The sequence below is a fragment of the Azospirillum melinis genome, from assembly GCF_013340935.1.
GTDB lineage: Bacteria > Pseudomonadota > Alphaproteobacteria > Azospirillales > Azospirillaceae > Azospirillum > Azospirillum melinis.
On the sequence record NZ_WHOS01000092.1, the window covers coordinates 1 to 20,340 of the forward strand.

The following is a 20,340-nucleotide window of genomic DNA, read 5'->3' on the forward strand; positions in this document are numbered from 1 at the left end:
GCCGCAGCTGCGGCGGTGGGGGCGGTGGGGTTTCCCTCCATCGTCCGGGCCCAATCGAAGTCGCTGAAGGTCGGGGTATATGGCGGCTATTTCAAGGACAGCTTCGACAAGCACATCTTCCCGGACTTCACCAAGGCGACCGGCATCGTGGTGGAGGCGGTGGCCGAACCGACGGGCGAGGCGTGGCTGATCCAGCTTGAGCAGGCCGCACGTGCGAAACAGGCTCCGGCCGACGTGTCGATGATGTCCCAGGTGGCGATGCTGAAGGGCATGGCTGCCGAGCTGTGGGCGCCGCTCGATCCCGCCAGGCTGCCGAATGCCGCCAAGGTCAAGCCGGCGCTGATGAACAAGTATCCCGACGGCAGGCTGTCCGGCATCGGCGCGGTGTCCTGGTACATCACCCTGGTGACCAACACCAAGAGCTACCCCCAGCCTCCGGAAAGCTGGGCGGCGCTGTGGGATCCGGCCAACAAGGACAAGCTCGGCCTGCTGGCGCTGGTCTCCAACTCCTTCCTGCTGGACGTGACCGCTGCCACCTTCTTCGGCGGCTCCAAGCATCTCGACAGCGAACAGGGCCAGCTGGAGTGCTTCAAGAAGCTGGCCGAGCTGAAGAACAATGTGAAGCTTTGGTATCGCGACGAGGCGCAGTTCGAGGCGGCGCTGAAATCGGGCGAGGTCCCGATGGGGCAGTATTACCATGACGTCACCGGCCTTGCCGCCGCCGACGGCCATCCGGTGCGCTCCACCTTCCCCAAGGAGGGCGGCATCCTCGATTCCGGCAGCTGGGCGGTGTCCAAAGCATCCAAGGCCGGCGATCTGGCCCACGTTTTCATCGATTACATGTGCCAGCCGCAAATCCAGGCGCTGCTGTCGCGCAAGGTCGGCACCTCGCCGACCATCGACCGGTCGGCAACCGACCTGACCGACAAGGAGTTCGCCGCGGTCTCCTCCGATCTGGCGCCCATCGTTCCGCGCTATGACCTCTATGTATCGAAGGCCGACTGGCTGAACCAGAAATGGACGGAAATGATCGTGGGCTGACCCGCGAACGCCCTTCCTCCCCCCGAGTGCGGTCGCTTCAGACGGACTCGTCTGAAGCGTGAATCGCACGGAAATCCAAAAGACCGGGGGGAAGGGCTCCGTCTTTTCCGAACGATCCGGAGGCCCGCCCATGTCCGCCCTCGTTCTCGATGGTCTCACCAAGCGTTACGGCAGCTTCACCGCGGTGCATGGGGCGAGCCTGCGCATCCCGCATGGGCAGTTCGTCTGTCTGCTGGGGCCCTCCGGCTGCGGCAAGACCACGCTGTTGCGGATGATCGCCGGGCTGGAGGAACCCTCCGGCGGCCAGCTGCTGATCGACGACCGCGACATCACCGCAACCCCCGCCCACAAGCGGGATTTCGGCATGGTGTTCCAGTCGCTGGCCCTGTTCCCCCATCTCAGCGCCGGGGAGAACATCGCCTATCCCCTGCGCATCCGCGGCGTTCCCGCCGACGAGCGCCGCCGCCGGGCCGACAGCCTGCTGGAGTTGGTGCGCCTGCCCGGAATGGCCGACCGGCCGGTGTCGCGGCTGTCGGGCGGTCAGCGCCAGCGCGTCGCCATCGCCCGCGCCCTGGCGCTTGAGCCGAAGCTGTTCCTGCTCGACGAGCCGCTGTCGGCGCTCGACGCCAAGCTGCGCGAAGCGATGCAGATCGAACTGAAGCAGCTTCAGCGGCGGCTGGGCATCACCACCATCGTCGTCACCCATGACCAGCGGGAGGCGATGACCATGGCCGATCTGGTGGTGGTGATGTCGGAGGGGCGGATCCGTCAGGCCGCCCCGCCGATGGATGTCTACCGCCAGCCTGCCGACGCCTTCGTCGCCGACTTCATCGGCATGACCAACCTGCTGGAAGGCGAGGTGACTGCCCCTGGCCGCGCCAGCGTGCCGGGAGGCGAACTGGCCCTGGCCGGACTGCCGCCGCATGGCCGCGCCCTGCTGTCGGTCAGGCCGGAGGAGGTGCTGCTGCATCCGGCGACCGCGCCCAATGGAGCAAACCGGCTGGCCGGGACCCTGTCCTTCGTCCGCGATCTCGGCGCAAGCGTCGAGTTCCGCATCGACGTCGCCGGACGGGAGATTGTGGCTCTGACCCGGCCGCAGGACCGCCCGGGCGTCGAACCGGGTGCCGCCGTCATCGTCGAGATTCCGGCCGAGGCCTGCGTCGTGCTGCCGCCGGAGGGGAGGGTGTCATGATCCGCCGCGCGCCCCGCAGCCTGGGCGAGCACGCGCCGATCCTGTTTCCGGCGCTGATGCTGGTCGTCTTCTTCGTCATTCCCTTCGGCCTGATGATCGCGGTCAGCGTCGCCCGCCGGATTCCCGGCGGCTTCTACGAGCCCGATCTGGTGCTCGCCAATTACGAACGCTTTCTCAGCGCCTTCTTCGGCGGCGTTCTGTCCTTCTCGCTGGAGCTGGCAGCACTGGTGGCGGTGGTGGCTGTCGGCATCGGTTTCCCCTTCACCTACCGGCTGGCGCGGCTGCCGCGGGCGGCCCAGGTGCGCTGGCTGGTCTTCCTGCTGTCGATCCTGTCGCTGTCGGAGGTGATCATCGGCTTCGCCTGGTCGACCTTGCTGTCGCGCACCGCCGGCATCACCAACCTGCTGGTGGCGGTCGGGCTGATGGCGGAGCCGCAATCGCTGTCGCCCAGCTTCGGCGCGCTGCTGGCCGGCATGGTCTATCAGGCCTTCCCCTACACCGTGCTGGTGCTCTATCCGGCGCTGGCCCGGCTCGACCCGGCGCTGGTGGAGGCGTCGCGGACGCTGGGAGCCTCGCCGCTCAAGGCCTTCTTCACCGTGGTGGTGCCGGCCCAGCGCAACACCATCGTGGCAACCCTGATCATGGCCTTCGTCTTCGCGCTTGGCAGCTACCTGCTGCCGCAGCTTCTGGGACGGCCGCAGCACTGGACCCTGTCGGTGCTGATCACCGATCAGGCGATCTACCAGTCCAACATGCCGTTCGCGGCGGCGATGGCGGTCTTTCTGGTGCTGGTCAGTCTGGCGCTGGTCGGGCTGTCCCTGCTGTTCGGACGCAAGGAGGAGGCGTGATGCTGCGCTGGCTCAACAGCCTGATGGCCGGCCTGATCGGCCTCATCCTGGCAGCACCTATCCTGGTGGTGGCGGGGGTGTCGCTGAACGCCAAACGCTCGCTCGACTTCCCGCCCAAGGGTCTGTCGCCGGCATGGTATGCCGAGATCTTCACCGATCCCGGCTGGCGCGGGGCACTGGTCGCCAGCCTCGTGGTGGCGGCGTCCTCGGCGGCGCTGGCGGTCGCCATCGCCTTTCCGCTGGCGTGGTTCATCTGGCGCTGGCGGGCGCCCTGGGCGCGGGCGTTCGAGGTGCTGGGCATGGCCCCCTTCATCCTGCCGCCGGTCATCACCGCGCTGGGGTTCCTCAGCTTCTGGTCCACCTTCGGACAGTATGGCGAGCCATGGACGGTGGTGGTCAGCCACGCCGTCTTCTTCGTCACCCTGCCGCTGGTCACGCTGTCGCTGGGCTTCGGCGCGGTGGACCGCAGCTTTGTCGAGGCCGCCTCGACCATGGGGGCCGACGACCGCACCGTGCTGCGGACGGTGGTGATGCCGCTGGTACGGCCATACATGATTTCCGGCTTCGCCTTCGCCTTTGTGCTGTCGCTCAACGAATACATCGTCGCCTACATGGTCGCCGGCTTCACGCTGGAAACGCTGCCGATCAAAATCTTCAACGCCCTGCGCTACGGCTACACGCCGACCATGGCCGCCGTGACCGTGCTGTTCGTGCTGCTGACCGCGGCCGTCTTCGGGCTGATCGCCCGCTTCGGCGACCTTCCGCGCCTGCTGGGCGCCTGGATCAAAGCCGACTGACTGGGCCGACTGACCTTCCGACAGGAGACTTTCCAAAATGATCGATCCGGACAAGCTCAACCGTCTGCGTGAGAAATACAGCGGCAGCGGCGGTGCCGACATCCACTCTCCCGAGTTCCAGCGTGTCGCCGCCCTGCAATTCTCGGCCGGGGGGCGGCGGACCCAGCCCTTTGCCGGGATCTCCACCCTGCTCGACGCGCCATACCGTCCCGATGCGCCCGAACTGCCCGATTTCGGCGGGCTGGAGGTTGCGCTGATCGGCGTGCCGATGGATCTGGGGGTGACCAACCGCGCCGGGGCCCGCTTCGGTCCGCGGGCGGTGCGGACCATCGAGCGGATCGGTCCTTACGAATATGTGCTGAAAATGGTGCCGTCGGCGTCCTGCCGGATGGCCGATGTCGGCGATGTGCCGCTGTCCAGCCGCTTCAGCCTGGAGGCCTGCCATCACGACATCGAGAGCTTTTACAACAAAGTGATGGATGCCGGGGTGATCCCGCTGTCCGTCGGCGGTGACCATTCGATCAGCCAATCGATCCTGAAGGCGGTGGGACGGGACCGGCCGGTCGGCATGATCCATTTCGATGCCCATTGCGACACCGGCGGCCCCTACGAAGGGTCGAAGTTCCACCATGGCGGCCCCTTCCGCCAGGCGGTGCTGGACGGCGTGCTCGATCCGGAGCGCACGGTGCAGATCGGCATCCGCGGCAGCACCGAGTTCCTCTGGGAGTTCTCCTACGAATCCGGGATGACGGTGATCCATGCCGAGGAGGTGGCGCAGCGCGGCATTCCCGCCGTGATCGAGCAGGCCCGCCGGGTGGTCGGCGACGGGCCGGTCTATGTCTCCTTCGATGTGGACTGCCTCGATCCGGTGTTCGCGCCGGGCACCGGCACGCCGGAGGTCGGCGGACTGAGCACGCGGGAGGCCATCGAGCTTCTGCGCGGTCTGGCCGGGCTCGACGTCATCGGCGGCGACGTGGTGGAGGTGGCACCGCAGTATGACGCCAACACCACCACTGCCCAGGCCGGCGCGCAGATGCTGTTCGAGATCCTGTGTCTTGCCGTCAAGGCGTTGGAGCAGCGGCGGGGCTGAGGCCGGCAGCCGAAGGTGCGCGTGTGGCGGACGAAGGCGGTTTCCGCCTTGCTCCGCCAACCCCGGAGGTCAGACCGCGGCGATGTGCCGCCGGCCGAGGGCCTGGACTTCGGCCGTACGAGGACGGACCATCTCCCTACCCGGTTGCGAACATTCGGGATCGGTCGCCGCCGCGCCTTCACCGCGGGCGCCGCCCGGCCGGGCATCCTTGCGGACTGTCGCCGCCGGGACGGGCCATGGCCTCCGCCGCCCGCCCGCGGCGCGGAGGAGAGCACATGTCTATGGACAAGGAAGTGGTCATCGCGGCGCTGCGTTACGCGGCGGAACTGCATGACGGCACCTATCGGCCCGACCGGGCGCGCACGCCCTTCGTCTCGCATCTGTCGGAAACGGCGGAGCTTGTGGCGCAGGCCGGTGGCACGCCCGCCGAGATCGCCGCGGCCTGGCTGCACGACGCGGTCGAGGATGGGCTGACCAACGTCGCCGATCTGGCCCAACGATTCGGGCAGGAGGTCGCCGACCTCGTCGCCGCGGTCAGCGACGCGCCGGAAGATGTCGGCAAGGCGATTGCCGAGCGCAAGGCGATCCAGGCCGCCCGCCTCGCCGCCGCACCCGAAGGGGCCAAGCGCATCAAGCTTGCCGAGCAGATTTCAATCCTGCAGGCGCTGGCGGTCGAACGCCCGCTGTCCTGGAGCGTCGAGCGGGCCGATGCCTATGTCCAGGGCTCCCGCCTCGTGGCGGAGGCCTGTGCCGCCGCCAGCCCGCTGCTGGCCGAACGCTACGCCGCAGCACTGGCCGGGGCGACGCATTGACGGCGTCGCGGTCAGAGGGCTGACGACCGCCAGAGCCAGACCAGACCGGCCACCGCACCCGCCGCCAGAAGCACCAGCACCAGGATGATGGCGAAGGCGGTGCGCCGGTCCTTCGCCTCGCGCTGTTCGGCCTCGCGCCGCTTCTTCAGCAGAAATTGCTGTTCCGGGCTGAGGAAGCGGCCGGCGGCGGCATCCGGCGTTGGCACGTAGCGCACCCGGCCGCGGCCCTTGGCCGCCATGCCTGCGGTCGCCGCGGTCCCCCTGATGGCCGTCGTCAAACCACCCTGGGACGGCCGTCCGGTGTTGACCGGCTCCCCTGCCGACCCGCGAACCGCGGTCGCCTGCCGGCCCTTGCGCTTGCGCGGCAGCTTTCGCCGTCTGGTCGTCATGCCCCTCTCCCCGCTCTCAAATCCGTCTCCGCGGCGGGGAGCATAGCCGCCCGCCCCGTCCGGCGCAGCCAATCACAAGATGATCTCCGGAAAGTCACATAGCCCATGCGGATGGGGGCATGCCAACTGGAAATCCATGGGCCGGAAATCCACCGGGGGGCCGATCCGTTCCTCTGCGGCGAACCAGCGCACACCCCAACGGTTTGTGGTGCTGACGTGGATACTAGTATATTACATTGCGGCCCGCCGGCGTTCCGGGTGGGCGTGACTGCAATCGAATGGGAGGGTCACCATGCTCAAGAAGACTGCGTTCAAATCCGGCCACATCCGCTCGCGCCGCCTTCTGCTCGCCGCCGCCGCCACCGGACTGGCGATGCCCGCCGCCATCGCACCGCTGGGCGGTGCGTTTGCCGCCGATGACGACCAGCAGGCGGTGGCGAAGGCGGTGAACGGGCTTCGCGACGCCATGCTGGCGGGCGACGGTGCCACGCTGCGGGCGATGACGATGGACCAACTGACCTACGGCCATTCGAACAGCCGGCTGGAGGACAAGGCCGCCTTCGTCGGCAGCCTCGACGGCAAGAACGCCTTCAAGGCGCTGGACCTCAGCGACCATGCGATCCAGGTGGTCGGCGACATCGCGGTCGCCCGCCATACCTTCGATTCGGTCAACAACCTGCCGGACGGCAAGACCAACACCGCCCACATCAAGGTGCTGCAGGTCTGGAAGAAGGTCGACGGAGCCTGGAAGCTGCTCGCCCGCCAGGCCTCGCCGCTTCCGGCCGCCTGACCGCCCCGACCACCTGATCGCCGCTTCTGCCGCCTCCCACCCGCAAGGGGGGAGGCGGCAGGGCACCGGTCACCAGGCTGGCAGGATCGCGCCCTTGAACCGGGTCTCCAGGAAGTCGCGGACCTCTTTGGACTGGAAGGAATCGACCAGCGTCTTCAAGGCGGGACGGTCCTTGTCCTTCTCCCGCGCGGCGATGAAGTTGCCGTAGGGGTTGCCTTCGCGCGGCTCCTGGATCAGCGCGTCCTTCGACGGGGTCAGGCCGGAATTCACCGCATAGTCGGTGTTGATGATCGCCGCATCGAAATCCTCCAAGGCGCGCGGCAACTGCGCCGCCTCCAGCTCCACCAGCTTGAGCGCCTTCGGATTCTCGGCGATGTCGAGGATGCTCGGCGACAGGCCCTTGCCGGGCGCCAGCTTGATCAGGCCGTTGGCCGCCAGCAGGTTGAGCGCACGGCCGCCGTTGCTGGGGTCGTTCGGAATGCCGATGCTGGAACCGGGCTTCAGATCGCCGACGGATTTGATCTTGCGGGAATAGAGCCCCATCGGCTCGACGATGGTGAAGCCGATGGGCACGATCTTATAGCCTCGCGCGGCGATCTGGGCCTCCAGATAGGGCTTGTGCTGGAAGGCGTTGGCGTCGAGGTCGCCGGCGTCCAGCGCCGCGTTGGGGATGTTGTAGTCGGAGAAAGTGATCAGTTCGACGGTCAGACCCTTGCCGGCCGCCACCGTCTTCGCCACCTCGGCGATTTCCTCCTCCGCACCGCCCATGACGCCGAGCTTCACGGTCTCGGCCGCGGCCTCGGTGACCTGGACGGCGATCTGGGCGGCGAAGAGGGCCAGCGCAATGCCGCCGGCCAGTCCGGCTCGGCGTAGCCATGATGTTGTTTTGCCTTGCATGTCGACTCCTTTATCTTTGGCTCTGCGGCCCCGGTCGTTGACGGGGTACCGAGAGGCCGCCAGATAGCCCGACCGGCCGGCGCCTAGCGCATGCAATTTCCGACGATCTGGTAGCACAGCGTGGGATCGCGCCTGTCGTTGTAGCGCACCGCGGTGACCCGCCCGCCATGCAGTTCGAAGGTCGCTTCGCAACTGTAGGTTCTTGACCAGGTCGTCACGTCGGGCTGCCACAGCAGCGGTCCGCGCGGGCCGAGCCAGGGGCTGGGCTCCCAATCCACGTCGCGGTCGACCAGGGTCTGCCGGCGGGTGTAGACCAGATACTCCGCATCTCCGTTGACGGCGGAGCGTTCCGGCACGCCGGCGCAGGACAGCAGGCTGCCCTTGCTCATTCCCACCATCGCCTCGGGCGCTCGCAACGCCAGTTCGGCCTGCGGGTTGGCGCAGGAGGCGGACAGCAGGGTGGCCGCGGCAAGAAGCCCGCCGCGCCATACCAACATCATTCGCTGACGGCCGATGGTCATGTCCGATCCTCCGCGGCGATGCGCAACCGTTTGGGACGGTCTTTCACATAACGCGTCCCGCCCGATGCACAACAGCGCTCAGCCCAGAACGGTGTCGTACAGCAGCTTCAGGTTCAACACCACGATCAGGCCGGCGACGACCCAGGACAGCCCGGCGACCCAGCCGGGCACGACGAAGCGGCCCATCTTGCCGCGGTCGGTGACGAAGCGGACCAGCGGGATGACCGCGAAGGGGAGCTGCATCGACAGCACGACCTGGCTGAACACCAGCAGCTGGGCCGTGCCGCTTTCGCCGTAGAGAGCCGTCACCACCACCACCGGGATGATGGCGAGGCCGCGGGTCAGCAGCCGGCGCATCCAGTGCGGCAGCCGCAGCCGCAGGAACCCTTCCATCACGATCTGCCCGGCCAGCGTCGCCGTGACGGTGGAATTGAGGCCCGACGCCAGCAGCGCCACCGCGAACAGGGTCGACGCGATGCCCAACCCCAGCAGGGGCGACAGCAGTTCGAACGCTTCGCCGATCTCCGCCACCTCGGTATGGCCGCTGCCATGGAAGACGCTGGCCGCCAGGATCAGGATCGCCGCGTTGACGAACAGGGCCAGCATCAGCGCGATGGTGCTGTCGATGGTGGCCCAGGTGATGGCGTCGCGCCGCCCCTCGTCCGTGCGCGGATAGGCCCGCGTCTGCACGATGGAGGAGTGGAGGTAGAGATTGTGCGGCATTACCGTCGCCCCCAGGATGCCGATGGCGACATAGAGCATGCCGGGGTTGGTCACCACCTGCGTCGTCGGCACGAAGCCATGCAGCACGGCGGCCACCGGCGGGGCTGCGGCGATGATCTGCACCAGGAAGCAGCCGGCGATGACCGTCAGCAGGGCCACCACGAAGGCCTCCAGATAGCGGAAGCCACGCTGCATCAGCAGAAGCACCAGAAAGGCATCGAGCGCCGTGATCAGCGCGCCGCCGATCAGCGGAATGCCGAACAGCAGGTTCAGCGCGATGGCGGTGCCGATGACCTCGGCAAGGTCGCAGGCGATGATCGCCGCCTCGCACGCCACCCACAGCATCAAATTGACCGGACGCGGGTAATGGTCGCGGCAGGCCTGCGCCAGATCGCGCCCGGTGACGATGCCCAGCCGGGCCGACAGCGATTGCAGCAGGATCGCCATCAGGTTCGACAGCATGATGACCGACAGCAGCGTATAGCCGAACTGCGATCCGCCGGCGAGGTCGGTTGCCCAGTTGCCGGGGTCCATGTAGCCGACCGACACCATGTAGCCCGGCCCGGCGAAGGCCAGCAGGCGGCGTAGCCACAGGCCGCCCTGCGGCACCGCGACGGAGGCATGGACCTCCGGCAGGCTCGGCCGGACTTGCCCGTCCGAGCTGGCATATCTCCAGGCTCCGTGGGGCGGCACGGCGGCTTCGGCTTCCGACATCGGCGTGACTCCCGGCCAAGATGCGAACTGGTATCAATCAAGTATGTACCGGGACAACGAGTATGCAAGGTGCTATACTTTCAGCATCCGAACATTTTTCCGGGCGGGTGGGTCATGACTGACAGCGATGCGGACCTTCCCGATGCCGAACTCCATGCCGAGGGTTTCCGCAAGACGCGGGAAGCCCAGCGGACCGCCCTGGCCGAGGATTACGTGGAGCTGATCGCCGACCTGATCGAAAGCGGGCAGGAGGCCCGGCAGGTCGACATCGCCGCAAGGCTGGGGGTGGCGCAACCCACTGTTGCCCGCATGCTGGACCGGCTTGCGGCCGACGGGCTGGTCTATCGCAAGCCCTACCGGGCGGTGTTCCTGACCGATGCCGGCCGGCGGATCGCCGAAGAAAGCCGGGAGCGGCACCGGACGGTGGTGGCCTTCCTCCGCTCCCTCGGCGTCAGCGCCGACACGGCGCGCATCGACGCCGAAGGCATCGAACACCATGTCAGCGCCGAGACGCTGGACGCCTTCCGCCGCTCGCTGGCCCAGGGCGGCTGACGCCGTTCAGTCGGCGAGACGGTTGTCGATGGCGATGCGGATCAGGGCGCGGGCACTGTCGGCGCCCAGCTTGTCCTTGATCTGTGTGCAGCTGTTGGCGACCGTCTTCTGGCTGATCCCCAGCCGCTCCGCGATGGCCGCCGCGGTCATCCCACGTCCGACCAGGGCCAGGATCTCCAGCTCCCGCTGGGTCAGGACGGCCAGCGGATCGGACGGCGGCGACAGGCTCATCAGCGCCAGATCGCGGGCAAGCCCGCTGTCCAGATGGATGCGCCCGGCCAGAACCGTGCCGATGGCGGAGGCCAGGCTGTCTGGCGCATCGTTCTTGGTGACATAGCCGCGGGCACCGGCCTTCAGAGCGCGGGCGGCGATGGCCGGATCCTCGTGCATGCTGAAAATCAGGACGGGCACCGCCGGGCTTTCCTCGCGGATGGTGCGCAGCACGGCCATGCCGCCGCCGTCGCCCGGAATATTGAGGTCGAGGACAACGACGTCCGGACGCTCCGCCCGCCACAGATCCAGCGCGCTGCCGACATCCTCCGCCTCCACCACGCGGCCGAGCGCCGCTTCGGCCAGCAGGCGCTGGCAGCCGGCCCGGACGATGGGATGGTCGTCGACCAGAAGAATGGTGTGGGTCACGCCATGCGCTCCAATGCTGCCGGCGAGGATGGCGGCTGGGCGGACGACAGGGCAGGCCGGGGCAGGCGGGCCGACACACGGGTACCGCCGCCGGCCGCGGTTCCGATCGACAGGCTGCCGCCCAGAGTGTGCACCCGTTCCGCCATGCCGGGAATCCCGAAGCCGTTCCTTGCCGGTTCGTCGCCATCCGGCAGGCCGGGTCCGTCATCGGCGACGACGATCTCCACCGCCTGCGGATCGATGCTCAGATTGACGGCGACAACCGACGGTTTGGCATGGCGGAAGGCGTTGAGCAACGATTCCTGCACCAGCCGGTAGACGGTCAGCCGCAGCACGTCGTCGCAGCCATCCAGCTCCGCCACCGCCGCGGCCGGCTCGACGGCAAGGGTCAGGGCGACGTCGGGCTGACGCCGCATCCAGTCGCCGGCCAGTTCGGCCAGCGCCTCGCTCAGCGGCAACTGGTCCAGCAGGGCGGGGCGCAGGCGGGCCAGAAGGCGGCGGCTCAGCCGGTGGACCTCCGCCGCGGTGTCCAGGATCTTGCCGGCGCGTTCGGCCGCTTCGCTGGTGGCGTCCCCATCGGCTCCAACGTCCCGCAGACGCAGGATACGGCCGGCATCGACCTTGATCGCGAAGAGGGCGGCGCCGAGTTCGTCGTGGATTTCTCGGGCGACCTCCCGCCTTTCGGCATCCTGCGCCGCGACGATGCGTTGGCCGGCCCGCCGGTTCTCCGCCTCTGCCGCCGCCAGCCCATGGGCCAGCGCGGCGATTCCGGTTCCCAGCCGGTCGAGTTCGGGGACGCCGCGACCATCGAAGGAAAAGGCGTAATTGCCGGCGCGCAGCCTTTCCACCCCGGCTTCCAGCCGCGCCAGCGGGACCAGGGCACGCCCGACCGCCAGATAGGCGGCCCCCATCAGTAGGAGACCGACCGCCAGCGTTGCGGCGGCGAGATCGGTCATGTCCTCCCAGACCTCGGCGATCTCGTCCCAGGGTTCGGCAACGATGCGCAGCTTGCCTGCCGCCAACCGCCGTTCCTGCAAATCCACGCCGATCAGCGCGGCGAACCAGTCCGGTGCGCGCCGTTCCGCCGGTTCCGGCCGTGGCAGGCCGTCGGCCCCGATGAAGCGCAGATGACGCAGCCCCAGCCCGTTCAGCATGGCGATGTCGCCAGGGATGTCGCCGCGCTCCGCCACCGCGAGGCTCAGCGCGCTGCCCAGTTCGAGGGCGGATGCCATTTCCGCGCGGACGGCATCGCGGGCATTGGCGACCATCACCGCCCCGCCGGCGGTTGCCATCAGCAGAAGGAAAAGCCCGATCAAGGCCAGGATGCGCATCCTCAGCGACACCGGCGTCCACTCCGAAATACGACCATCGACGGAATGCTAACCCATCCATCTGTTTGGGTGCCATCCGCCCTTCGCACAATCGAGCCACAGTGCGGATGCCGATCCTGGCCGTGTACGGCATCGAACGGGAAAAAATCCCGGCCGATCCGGGATGTCATCATGGGATCGGGTCAAGAAATTCTTCCCCGGATTGTCGAATGGAACCATGGCTGCCGCCCGGCAGACTATTGGAGCCGGCAAGACATGGTGCTGTGCGCCGGGCGGGATGCACAGACCAGCCTGAAAAGGGTCCTGCCATTCAGAAAGCAACGGCTTTCTGGCGCGACATCGTCACGCTCGGCTCATCCCGGTACAGGGGGCGGCATCGCCTCCCGCCGCCCGCAGGAACGGGATCGAGCCGGCGTGACGCCATCGCCGGCACGGCTTCGCAAGGCCTTGTCCGTAACCGCCGCTTCGCGGCCAATCATCGGGGGAAACGCATGACACTTTCGTCCTACAGCACGATTGCGGCCGTCACCGGCGGCAAGCCGCGACACCGCTCCCGCGGGACCCATCTGGCCGGGATCGCGGCCGTGGCCGCCACGCTGTTCCTGGCTGCGGCGCCTGCCGGTCCGGCGCTGGCCTCCGACGTCACCTGGGATGCCATCGCCAACGATGCCAGGAATCCGGGCGACGTGCTGATGTACGGGATGGGGGTGGAAGGAAAGCGTTTCAGCACTCTGAAGCAGATCAACACCGAAAGCGTGTCGCGTCTGGTCCCCGCCTGGTCCTTCTCCTTCGGCGACGAGAAGCAGCGCGGGCAGGAAACCCAGGCGCTGGTCCATGACGGGGTGATCTACGTCACCGGCTCCTACTCGCGGATGTTCGCGCTGGACGCCAAGACCGGCAAGCGGCTGTGGAGCTATTCCCACCGGCTGCCCGACGACATCCGGCCCTGCTGCGACGTGGTCAACCGCGGTGCCGCGATCTATGGCGACAAGGTCTTCTTCGGCACGCTCGACGCCTCCGTCGTCGCGCTGAACAAGGACACCGGCAAGGTCGTCTGGAAGAAGAAGTTCGCCGATCACAAGGTCGGCTACACCATGACCGGCGCGCCGACCATCGTGAAGGACCAGAAGACCGGCAAGGTCCTGCTGATCCACGGCTCTTCGGGCGACGAGTTCGGCGTGGTCGGACGGCTGTTCGCCCGCGATCCCGACACCGGCGACGAGATCTGGATGCGTCCGCTGGTCGAGGGCCATATGGGCCGGCTGAACGGCAAGGACAGCACGCCGACCGGCAGCGACAAGGCTCCTTCCTGGCCGCGCGACAAGGACGGCAATCTGGTGGAGGCGTGGAACCACGGCGGCGGAGCGCCCTGGCAGAGCGCCACCTTCGACGTGGAGACCAACACCATCGTCATCGGCACCGGCAACCCGGCACCCTGGAACGGATGGGCGCGCTGGCCGGGCGACAGCCTCTATACCTCCGGCCAGGCCTATGTCGACCCGACCACCGGCGAGCTGAAAGGTTTCTACCAGCACACGCCGAACGACACCTGGGACTTCTCCGGCAACAACGAGCTGGTACTGTTCGACTACACCGACGCGTCGGGCAAGACGGTGAAGGCGACGGCCCATGCCGACCGCAACGGCTTCTTCTACGTCACCGACCGCACCAAGCTGGCGACGGCCGGCGGCGAGGCGAACAAGCCCAACAGCGTGCTGGCGGCCTATCCCTTCGTCGACGGCATCACCTGGGCCAAGGGCATCGACCTGAAGACCGGCCGTCCGATCGAGAATGAGGGCCAGCGTCCGCCGCTGCCGGCCGAAGGCGAGAAGCGCGGCAAGCCGGTCGAGGTCTCGCCGCCGTTCCTGGGCGGCAAGAACTGGAACCCGATGTCCTACAGCGAGGACACCAAGCTGTTCTACATCGCCGCCAACCATTGGAAGGAGGATTACTGGACCGAGCATGTCGGCTACAACCCCGGCTCGGCCTATCTCGGCATGGGGTTCCGCATCCACAAGATGTTCGACGACCATGTCGGCAGCCTGCGGGCGCTGGATCCGAAGACCGGCAAGATCGTCTGGGAGCATAAGGAGGAACTGCCGCTGTGGGCCGGCACGCTGGCGACCGCCGGCAATCTGGTCTTCACCGGCACCGGCGACGGCTTCGTCAAGGCTTTCGACGCCAAGAGCGGTCAGGAACTGTGGCACTTCCAGACCGGGTCGGGGATCGTCTCCTCCCCGATCACCTGGGAGCAGGACGGGGTGCAGTATGTCGGCATCACCACCGGCTATGGCGGCGCGGTGCCGCTGTGGGGCGGCGATCTGGCCGACCTGACCACCCGCGTGACCCAGGGCGGTTCCTTTTGGGTGTTCAAGCTGGCCGACGTGAAGGTCTCCAGCAGCAAGTGACCGGCTCCACGAAACCGGAGCATGGAGCGCCGGGGCGGTTGCCGCCCCGGTCCTTTTCATCGGAGGCATCATCATGACGTCGCACAGCAAGGCCGTGCTGCCGAGAAAACTCTGCCGGATCCTGGCCCTGAACGCACTGGCCGTCTGCCTTGCCGCGCCGGCCCCAGCCGTCCTGGCGGCAGAGATGGAGACGGCGGCGATTCCGGTGGCTGTCGAGGAGGCCGGACAGCCGGTCGGTGGCGGCGAGGAGGAGCGGGCGAGCGTTGTCAACGGATGCACGCTCGGTCCCCGCATCGTCTGCCCCAACCTGGATCTGCGGCATCGCAATCTGCGCGGGCTGTCGCTGGCCGGGGCCGATCTGCATGGCGCCAACCTGATGCGGGCCGACCTGCGCAAGGCGGACCTGCGCGGCGCCGACCTGACCGGCGCCATTCTGGACGGTGCCGACCTGCGCACCGCCTTTCTCCAGGGCGCGCGCCTGTCCGGTGCGCGGTTGCGGGGCGCCAATCTGGAATTCGCCCGTGCGACCGGTGCAGACTTCACCGGCAGCGACCTGACCGCTGCCAATCTGGAGGCGATCCGCGCCGACAAGATCAATCTTGCCGGCGCCAGCCTGGAGGGGGCCAACCTTCAGGAAGCGAAGATGGCCCTGTCCAACCTGTCCGGTGCGAACATGGACGGGGCCAAGCTGCGCTTCGCCATCTTCCAGGACGCGCTGATGACCGGTTGCAGATCCTGCCCGACCGGCTGGTGACGGTGCGGCGGGACCGTCAGCAGCGCTTGCCGCGTTTCGGTCCCGCCGCCTCGCAGCCGCAGCAACCGCCGGAGCAGCCGCCCGCCTGCGAGGGAGCCGGCCGCCCCGCCAGCCGGCGCAGGCGGTTGCGCAAAGGGGCGGGCAACAGGATGGTCCAGGCCACCCAGGCGAATGCGGCGGCGACGATCAGTCCGACAAGGATGGTTTCGGGAAGGCTTTCCATCATGGCTCACCCTCCCAGCAGGGCGCTGGACAGGTGGAAGGTGACGAAGGCGGCACCATAGGCGAGCGCCGTCATGTAGACGATCATCACCAGCATCCAGAACCAGCTGTTGGTTTCCCGCTTCACCACCGACAGGGTGGAGACGCATTGCGGGGCGAACACGAACCAAGCCAGCAGCGACAGCGCCGTCGGCAGGCTCCAGTCCGCCGCCAGCACGCCGGCCAGCGAGCCGGAGAGTGCGTCGCCCGTCTCGCTCAGCGCATAGACGGTGCCGAGCGCCGCCACCGCCACCTCGCGCGCCGCCATGCCCGGCACCAGGGCGATGGCGATCTGCCAGGTGAAGCCGATGGGGGCGAGAAGCGGGGCCAGCGCATGGCCGAGCATCCCGGCGAAGCTGTAGTCGATGGCCGGTCCGGTCGCTCCGTCGGGCGCCGCCGGGAAGCTGCCGAGGAACCAAAGCAGGATCATGATGGAGAAGATCACCGTGCCGGCGCGGGCCAGGAAGATGCGCGCCCGCTCCAGCAGCCCAAGCAGGATGTCGCGCGGGCTGGGCAGCCGGTAGGACGGCAGTTCCATCAGCAGCGGTTCGCGGGCTCCTTTGAAGATCGTGCGTTTCAGCACGAAGGCGGCCGCCAGCGCCGACAGGATGCCGGCGGCATAGAGGGTGAACATCACCAGCCCCTGCAAGCCGATCATGCCGCCGGCCACGGTCCGGTCGGGAACGAAGGCGGCGATGATCAGCGTATAGACCGGCAGCCGGGCCGAGCAGGTCATCAGCGGGGCGATCATGATGGTGGCCAGCCGGTCGGCACGGTTCTCGATGGTGCGGGCCGCCATGATGCCGGGGACAGCGCAGGCGAAACTGGACAGCAGCGGGATGAAGGCCCGGCCATGCAGCCCGACCCCGCCCATCAGCCGGTCGAGCAGGAAGGCCGCCCGCGCCATGTAGCCGGTGGATTCCAGCATCAGGATGAAGAAGAACAGCACCAGGATCTGCGGCAGGAAGATCACCACGCTGCCCACACCGGCGATGATGCCGTCGGTCAGCAGGCTTTTCAGCAGGCCGTCGGGCAGGACCGCTCCGGCGACGGCCTGAATCCAGCCCAGTCCCTTGTCGATCATGTCCATCGGCACGGCCGCCCAGGCGAACACCGCCTGGAACATCAGGAACAGCACCAGGAACAGGAAGGGCAGGCCAATTGCCGGATGCAGCAGGGCGGCGTCGATGCGGCGGGTCGCGAGCGACGGCCGGCCTGCATCGCGCAATGCGGCGGCCAGGATGGTTTCGACCTCCTGATGATAGGCGCGCAGGTCGAGAGCGGAGGGTTCGCTCCAGCCGCAGGAGGAGGTGCCGGGGGAGGGGGGCAGCGTGGCGGTCATCGCGATCATGCTGCGGTCGATCTGGTCGAGCAGCCCGACCACGCCGGTGCGCTTGATCGCCACCGTCGGGACCACCGGCACGCCCAGCGCCGCCGACAGCGCCGCCGCATCGACGCGGCAGCCCCGCGCCTCCGCCACGTCCATCATATTGAGCGCGAGGATGATCGGCCGGCCGAGCTTCTTCAACTCGAGCACCAGCCGCAGATGCAGGCGCAGGTTGGTGGCGTCGGCGACGCAGACCATCACGTCCGGCGGGGCTTCATGCTGGAAGCGGCCCAGCACGACGTCGCGCGTCACCTCCTCGTCGGGAGAGCGGGCGCGCAGGCTGTAGGTTCCGGGCAGGTCGACGAGTTGCACGCGGGTGCCGGCCGGGCTGAGGAACTCCCCGATCTTGCGCTCGACCGTCACGCCGGGATAGTTCGCCACCTTCTGGCGGGCGCCGGTTAGCGCGTTGAACAGGGCGGTCTTGCCGCAATTGGGATTGCCGACCAGGGCGATGCGCGGCGGGACGCCGGTGAAGGCCAGGGTGGATAGAACGGTATCGGACATCGCGGAAACCTTTCCGCAGGGAGAGGAGGTGACGGCTCAGCCGAGCGTCACCAGGACGGCGTGCGCCTCCGCCCGGCGCAGGGCCAGGGTGTGGTCGTTGATACGCACGGCAAGCGGATCGGCGCCGGGGAATCCCTCATGCAGGATTTCCACGCGGGCGCCTTCGATCAGGCCCATCTCGATCATGCGGCGTTCCAGTTCGCCGGGCGGCAGCGGGGTTGCGACGGCGGAGTCGTCTAGCCCGGTCACAACCGCGCGCTGGCCCTTGCGCAACACGCCGAGACGGCAGCAATCGTTGCCGACGGGGGGATCGGAGCTGGTGCCGGGCGCTGGACCGGGAGCCCGGCGGGTGGCGGGAGACGGAGTGGCGGCATGGGCGGGGCCGGGTAGCGGCGGAATCATGGTGTGACACCTGTGGGCGGCACGCCGGAAAGGACGTGCGCATCGGCGGCAATGGCCGCAGACCCGACAATGATGCGAATCATTTGCATTTGCGATGTGGCGAAGCGCCGCGGAGCGATCCCGCCCTCGCGGCATGGGATTGGAGGGGGTGAGGCGCGCCTCCCATGGACGGAAAATTTTATGATTTTCCGAAAAAAAGCGAGGGAGTGAGGTGCGCTTTCGCGATCTCACTCTCATTATGTGTGAAAATCAGAAACCGATTCCAATTCGAAATAGCAAAGCTCAACCTTTGCTGCGCTGCAACCAGCGTGTGTATTCTATGCATGAGCGTCGCGCTTCGCTCGGCATCGGTCGTTTACACTGCCAAAAAAATGCATGAATTCATATAAAAAAATATCATTAATATGTATCAAGGGACGCGACATTGCATTTGTCCGAATATTTTCAGTATCCGTATTGCCAACAAAAAGCATACCCAGGTATGGCGTTTGGAATCTAGAACTTTTATTTCCGAAGCAATTTCGATTTACCAATTCTTTGGAGTTAGGATTTAGCCTCCGAAACACTTCTGCGCAGCGGTTGTGTGTCTGGAGCTAACAATGCAATCGAGATCAGTCACACGTCCGCACGTGATTCTGCCTGTTCTAACGATGATTGGAATCATACTGTTTTCTTGTCTGATTTATGCAAAATTTTATGGAAATGCCGCTGCGGGTTCAGCCTTTTCTGCTATGCGGATTTCGCTCGATTCAGCACGCAACCATATGGCGATCCTGGCGGCTGCAATTCCGGTGCTTCTGTGGTCAGCCGGCCTGCTGCTGCCTTCTATCCGACGCTTACCCTGCGCCACGCCCTTGCGGGGGTTGGCGGTGGTGGCAGGGGCCATGCTTGCCTTCTGTGCCATGACTTTGCCGGGGCTCGCGGGTCTGCTGCCGGCCGAGGCGGTGCGCGGCTTTTTCTATGACGCTGCCGTGCTGCTGGTCGTCTGCCTTCTTCTGGTGTTCGAAGGGCTGCTCCTGCTCGCCGCCCGCCCGGGCCGCGGAGATGCGGAGCCGGCATCGGCGGTGGGCCGCATGCGTGCCGCCCTGTTCCTGTTCATGCTGGCGGAGGAACTGTCGCGGTCCTTCCTGCCGCTCTACGCCCGCGAGCTCTACACCCCGGTTCCCGGCCTGTCCGAGACCGTGATGATGGGGCTGCCGATCGGGCTCTTCATGGCTCTGGTCGCCGTCTTCACCCCCTTCGCCGGCCATTGGGCCGATCGGTTCGGCAGCCGCCGCACGCTGCTGCTCGGCACCCTGCCGGCGGTGGCGGGATTCATCGGAACGGCGACGGCCGGGTCGATGGCGGAACTGCTGCTGTGGCGCGGGGCCTGCGCGCTCGGCTATGCGGTGATGTTCATCGGTGCGCAGGGCTTCGTCGCCCGCCACACCCCGGCGGACCGGCGCGCGCGCGGCATGGCGCAATTCGTCGCCGCGGTGATCGTTGCCGGCCTGTGCGGCGCGCCGCTGGGCGGCATCCTCGCCGACCAGTTCGGCTATCGCACCACCTTCGCCGTTTCGGCGCTGCTGGCGCTTGCCGCGGCGGCAGCGGTGACGATTCTTCCGGCCGACCGGACGGAGCGGGTGCAACGACGCCCCTTCCGCATGGGCGATGCGACCGCACTGCTTGCCAATCCCCGGTTCCTGGCGTTGCTGCTGTTCTCGTCGGTGCCGACGAAGCTGATGCTGACCGGATACCTCTTCTATCTCGTCCCGGTGTCGCTGCATGCGGCGGGTGAGACGCCGGCCGGGATCGGCCGTCTGATGATGACCTATGGGCTGATCATCGTCCTGCTCGGCCCATGGGTGTCGAGGATGGCCGACCGTACCGGCCGTCATGCCCTGTTCGCCGGGCTGGGCGGGCTGATCGGCGGGGCCGGCACGCTCGCGATCCTGCAGGAACCGGGCGTCGCCGGAATCCTGATCGGCATCGCCGCTCTCGGCGTCGCCCATGCCCTCAACAACGCCACCCAACTGGCTTTGGTCCCGGAGGTCTGCCGCGCGGACTGTGCCCGCATGGGCGATTCCAGCGTCTTCGCAGTCTATCGTCTGCTGGAGCGCGGCGGTTCGGTGATCGGTCCGTTGCTGGCTGCTGCGCTTGCCGACCGCTTCGGAATGCAGGCTGCGCTGGTGGCTCTCGGTGCGCTCGGCATGCTGTGCGGCATGGCCTTCTGCGTCGTCTTCCTGCTGGTTCCGTCCGCCTCGCCGGCAGCGGGAGAAGCCGTCCGATGAATTCCCCCGCCCCCAGCC

Annotated in this window: 20 protein-coding genes; 11 read left to right on the top strand and 9 right to left on the bottom strand. The window is 67.4% G+C overall.

Annotated features, from left to right (window positions below):
• From GBZ48_RS33780 to GBZ48_RS33805, 6 genes are all read left to right on the top strand, one after another.
• Nucleotides 1–1,041, top strand: a 1,041-nt coding sequence (locus GBZ48_RS33780) for an ABC transporter substrate-binding protein (RefSeq protein ID WP_211105991.1), incomplete at its 5' end; no start/stop codon positions are given.
• A 130-nt stretch (nucleotides 1,042–1,171) separates the two neighbouring features.
• Nucleotides 1,172–2,233 (top strand): ABC transporter ATP-binding protein, encoded by a 1,062-nt coding sequence (locus GBZ48_RS33785; protein ID WP_174475033.1) that lies wholly within the window; start codon nucleotides 1,172–1,174, stop codon nucleotides 2,231–2,233.
• A complete protein-coding gene (locus GBZ48_RS33790) occupies nucleotides 2,230–3,081 on the top strand; it encodes an ABC transporter permease (RefSeq protein ID WP_098736408.1) in 852 nt (283 codons plus the stop codon). The genes GBZ48_RS33785 and GBZ48_RS33790 overlap by 4 nt, the downstream gene beginning before the upstream one ends.
• Nucleotides 3,081–3,878 carry an ABC transporter permease gene (locus GBZ48_RS33795; protein WP_174475034.1) on the top strand — a complete coding sequence of 266 codons (798 nt, stop codon included), beginning with the start codon at nucleotides 3,081–3,083 and terminating at the stop codon, nucleotides 3,876–3,878. Before GBZ48_RS33790 ends, GBZ48_RS33795 begins: the two co-directional genes overlap by 1 nt.
• Nucleotides 3,879–3,915: 37 nt before the next feature.
• A complete protein-coding gene (gene speB / locus GBZ48_RS33800) occupies nucleotides 3,916–4,968 on the top strand; it encodes an agmatinase (RefSeq protein WP_174475035.1) in 1,053 nt (350 codons plus the stop codon).
• Between the two features lie 275 nt (nucleotides 4,969–5,243).
• A complete protein-coding gene (locus GBZ48_RS33805) occupies nucleotides 5,244–5,780 on the top strand; it encodes an HD domain-containing protein (RefSeq protein WP_174475036.1) in 537 nt (178 codons plus the stop codon).
• Between the two features lie 11 nt (nucleotides 5,781–5,791).
• On the opposite strand, the gene GBZ48_RS33810 is transcribed toward GBZ48_RS33805, so the two are convergent.
• Nucleotides 5,792–6,169 (bottom strand): hypothetical protein, encoded by a 378-nt coding sequence (locus GBZ48_RS33810; RefSeq protein ID WP_109050894.1) that lies wholly within the window; start codon nucleotides 6,167–6,169, stop codon nucleotides 5,792–5,794.
• Nucleotides 6,170–6,461: 292 nt separating this feature from the next.
• Between GBZ48_RS33810 and GBZ48_RS33815 the strand changes: the two genes are divergently transcribed.
• Nucleotides 6,462–6,959 carry a nuclear transport factor 2 family protein gene (locus GBZ48_RS33815; protein WP_246307650.1) on the top strand — a complete coding sequence of 166 codons (498 nt, stop codon included), beginning with the start codon at nucleotides 6,462–6,464 and terminating at the stop codon, nucleotides 6,957–6,959.
• Between the two features lie 69 nt (nucleotides 6,960–7,028).
• On the opposite strand, the gene GBZ48_RS33820 is transcribed toward GBZ48_RS33815, so the two are convergent.
• The 3 genes from GBZ48_RS33820 to GBZ48_RS33830 all read right to left on the bottom strand — a co-directional run bounded on the left by GBZ48_RS33820 (nucleotide 7,029) and on the right by GBZ48_RS33830 (nucleotide 9,814).
• A complete protein-coding gene (locus GBZ48_RS33820; protein WP_174475037.1) occupies nucleotides 7,029–7,856 on the bottom strand; it encodes a MetQ/NlpA family ABC transporter substrate-binding protein in 828 nt (275 codons plus the stop codon).
• An 83-nt stretch (nucleotides 7,857–7,939) separates the two neighbouring features.
• Nucleotides 7,940–8,377 carry a hypothetical protein gene (locus GBZ48_RS33825; protein WP_174475038.1) on the bottom strand — a complete coding sequence of 146 codons (438 nt, stop codon included), beginning with the start codon at nucleotides 8,375–8,377 and terminating at the stop codon, nucleotides 7,940–7,942.
• A gap of 78 nt (nucleotides 8,378–8,455) precedes the next feature.
• Complete coding sequence (locus tag GBZ48_RS33830) at nucleotides 8,456–9,814, bottom strand: Nramp family divalent metal transporter (protein ID WP_174475039.1); 1,359 nt, start codon at nucleotides 9,812–9,814, stop codon at nucleotides 8,456–8,458.
• 114 nt (nucleotides 9,815–9,928) lie between these two features.
• Here GBZ48_RS33830 and mntR point away from each other — a divergent pair, with 114 nt between their 5' ends.
• Entirely contained in the window at nucleotides 9,929–10,366 is a 438-nt protein-coding gene (gene mntR / locus GBZ48_RS33835; RefSeq protein ID WP_174475040.1) for a manganese-binding transcriptional regulator MntR, read from the top strand.
• A 6-nt stretch (nucleotides 10,367–10,372) separates the two neighbouring features.
• Here mntR and GBZ48_RS33840 read toward each other — a convergent pair whose 3' ends face one another.
• Together GBZ48_RS33840 and GBZ48_RS33845 are read right to left on the bottom strand one after the other, a co-directional pair.
• Nucleotides 10,373–11,005 (bottom strand): response regulator, encoded by a 633-nt coding sequence (locus GBZ48_RS33840; protein ID WP_174475041.1) that lies wholly within the window; start codon nucleotides 11,003–11,005, stop codon nucleotides 10,373–10,375.
• Nucleotides 11,002–12,348, bottom strand: a complete 1,347-nt coding sequence (locus GBZ48_RS33845) for an ATP-binding protein (protein WP_343049780.1) — start codon at nucleotides 12,346–12,348, stop codon at nucleotides 11,002–11,004. Before GBZ48_RS33845 ends, GBZ48_RS33840 begins: the two co-directional genes overlap by 4 nt.
• A gap of 479 nt (nucleotides 12,349–12,827) precedes the next feature.
• On the opposite strand from GBZ48_RS33845, the gene GBZ48_RS33850 reads away from it, so the two are divergent.
• The gene (locus GBZ48_RS33850; protein ID WP_174475042.1) at nucleotides 12,828–14,744 is read left to right on the top strand and encodes a methanol/ethanol family PQQ-dependent dehydrogenase; all 1,917 of its coding nucleotides are present in this window, start codon (nucleotides 12,828–12,830) and stop codon (nucleotides 14,742–14,744) included.
• Nucleotides 14,745–14,817: 73 nt separating this feature from the next.
• On the top strand, nucleotides 14,818–15,498 hold the full coding sequence (locus GBZ48_RS33855) for a pentapeptide repeat-containing protein (protein ID WP_174475043.1): 681 nt from the start codon (nucleotides 14,818–14,820) through the stop codon (nucleotides 15,496–15,498).
• Nucleotides 15,499–15,514: 16 nt separating this feature from the next.
• Here the strand turns inward: GBZ48_RS33855 and GBZ48_RS33860 are convergent, their stop codons facing one another.
• From GBZ48_RS33860 to GBZ48_RS33870, 3 genes are read right to left on the bottom strand one after another with little or no spacing between them, the layout of a single operon-like run.
• On the bottom strand, nucleotides 15,515–15,724 hold the full coding sequence (locus tag GBZ48_RS33860) for a hypothetical protein (protein WP_246307651.1): 210 nt from the start codon (nucleotides 15,722–15,724) through the stop codon (nucleotides 15,515–15,517).
• A gap of 3 nt (nucleotides 15,725–15,727) precedes the next feature.
• Entirely contained in the window at nucleotides 15,728–17,650 is a 1,923-nt protein-coding gene (gene feoB, locus GBZ48_RS33865; RefSeq protein WP_174475044.1) for a ferrous iron transporter B, read from the bottom strand.
• Nucleotides 17,651–17,686: 36 nt separating this feature from the next.
• Nucleotides 17,687–18,052, bottom strand: coding sequence for a FeoA family protein (locus GBZ48_RS33870; RefSeq protein WP_174475045.1), 366 nt, complete (start codon nucleotides 18,050–18,052; stop codon nucleotides 17,687–17,689).
• An 884-nt stretch (nucleotides 18,053–18,936) separates the two neighbouring features.
• On the opposite strand from GBZ48_RS33870, the gene GBZ48_RS33875 reads away from it, so the two are divergent.
• Nucleotides 18,937–20,322 (top strand): MFS transporter, encoded by a 1,386-nt coding sequence (locus tag GBZ48_RS33875; protein ID WP_246307652.1) that lies wholly within the window; start codon nucleotides 18,937–18,939, stop codon nucleotides 20,320–20,322.
• Nucleotides 20,323–20,340 lie beyond the last annotated feature (18 nt).

Coding starts and splice junctions, on each gene's coding strand:
- GBZ48_RS33785 (WP_174475033.1), top strand. CDS start 1,172: ATGTCCGCCCTCGTTCTCGATGGTCTCACCAAGCGTTACGGCAGCTTC.
- GBZ48_RS33790 (WP_098736408.1), top strand. CDS start 2,230: ATGATCCGCCGCGCGCCCCGCAGCCTGGGCGAGCACGCGCCGATCCTG.
- GBZ48_RS33795 (WP_174475034.1), top strand. CDS start 3,081: ATGCTGCGCTGGCTCAACAGCCTGATGGCCGGCCTGATCGGCCTCATC.
- speB (WP_174475035.1), top strand. CDS start 3,916: ATGATCGATCCGGACAAGCTCAACCGTCTGCGTGAGAAATACAGCGGC.
- GBZ48_RS33805 (WP_174475036.1), top strand. CDS start 5,244: ATGTCTATGGACAAGGAAGTGGTCATCGCGGCGCTGCGTTACGCGGCG.
- GBZ48_RS33810 (WP_109050894.1), bottom strand. CDS start 6,169: ATGACGACCAGACGGCGAAAGCTGCCGCGCAAGCGCAAGGGCCGGCAG.
- GBZ48_RS33815 (WP_246307650.1), top strand. CDS start 6,462: ATGCTCAAGAAGACTGCGTTCAAATCCGGCCACATCCGCTCGCGCCGC.
- GBZ48_RS33820 (WP_174475037.1), bottom strand. CDS start 7,856: ATGCAAGGCAAAACAACATCATGGCTACGCCGAGCCGGACTGGCCGGC.
- GBZ48_RS33825 (WP_174475038.1), bottom strand. CDS start 8,377: ATGACCATCGGCCGTCAGCGAATGATGTTGGTATGGCGCGGCGGGCTT.
- GBZ48_RS33830 (WP_174475039.1), bottom strand. CDS start 9,814: ATGTCGGAAGCCGAAGCCGCCGTGCCGCCCCACGGAGCCTGGAGATAT.
- mntR (WP_174475040.1), top strand. CDS start 9,929: ATGACTGACAGCGATGCGGACCTTCCCGATGCCGAACTCCATGCCGAG.
- GBZ48_RS33850 (WP_174475042.1), top strand. CDS start 12,828: ATGACACTTTCGTCCTACAGCACGATTGCGGCCGTCACCGGCGGCAAG.
- GBZ48_RS33855 (WP_174475043.1), top strand. CDS start 14,818: ATGACGTCGCACAGCAAGGCCGTGCTGCCGAGAAAACTCTGCCGGATC.
- GBZ48_RS33860 (WP_246307651.1), bottom strand. CDS start 15,724: ATGATGGAAAGCCTTCCCGAAACCATCCTTGTCGGACTGATCGTCGCC.
- feoB (WP_174475044.1), bottom strand. CDS start 17,650: ATGTCCGATACCGTTCTATCCACCCTGGCCTTCACCGGCGTCCCGCCG.
- GBZ48_RS33870 (WP_174475045.1), bottom strand. CDS start 18,052: ATGATTCCGCCGCTACCCGGCCCCGCCCATGCCGCCACTCCGTCTCCC.
- GBZ48_RS33875 (WP_246307652.1), top strand. CDS start 18,937: ATGCTTGCCTTCTGTGCCATGACTTTGCCGGGGCTCGCGGGTCTGCTG.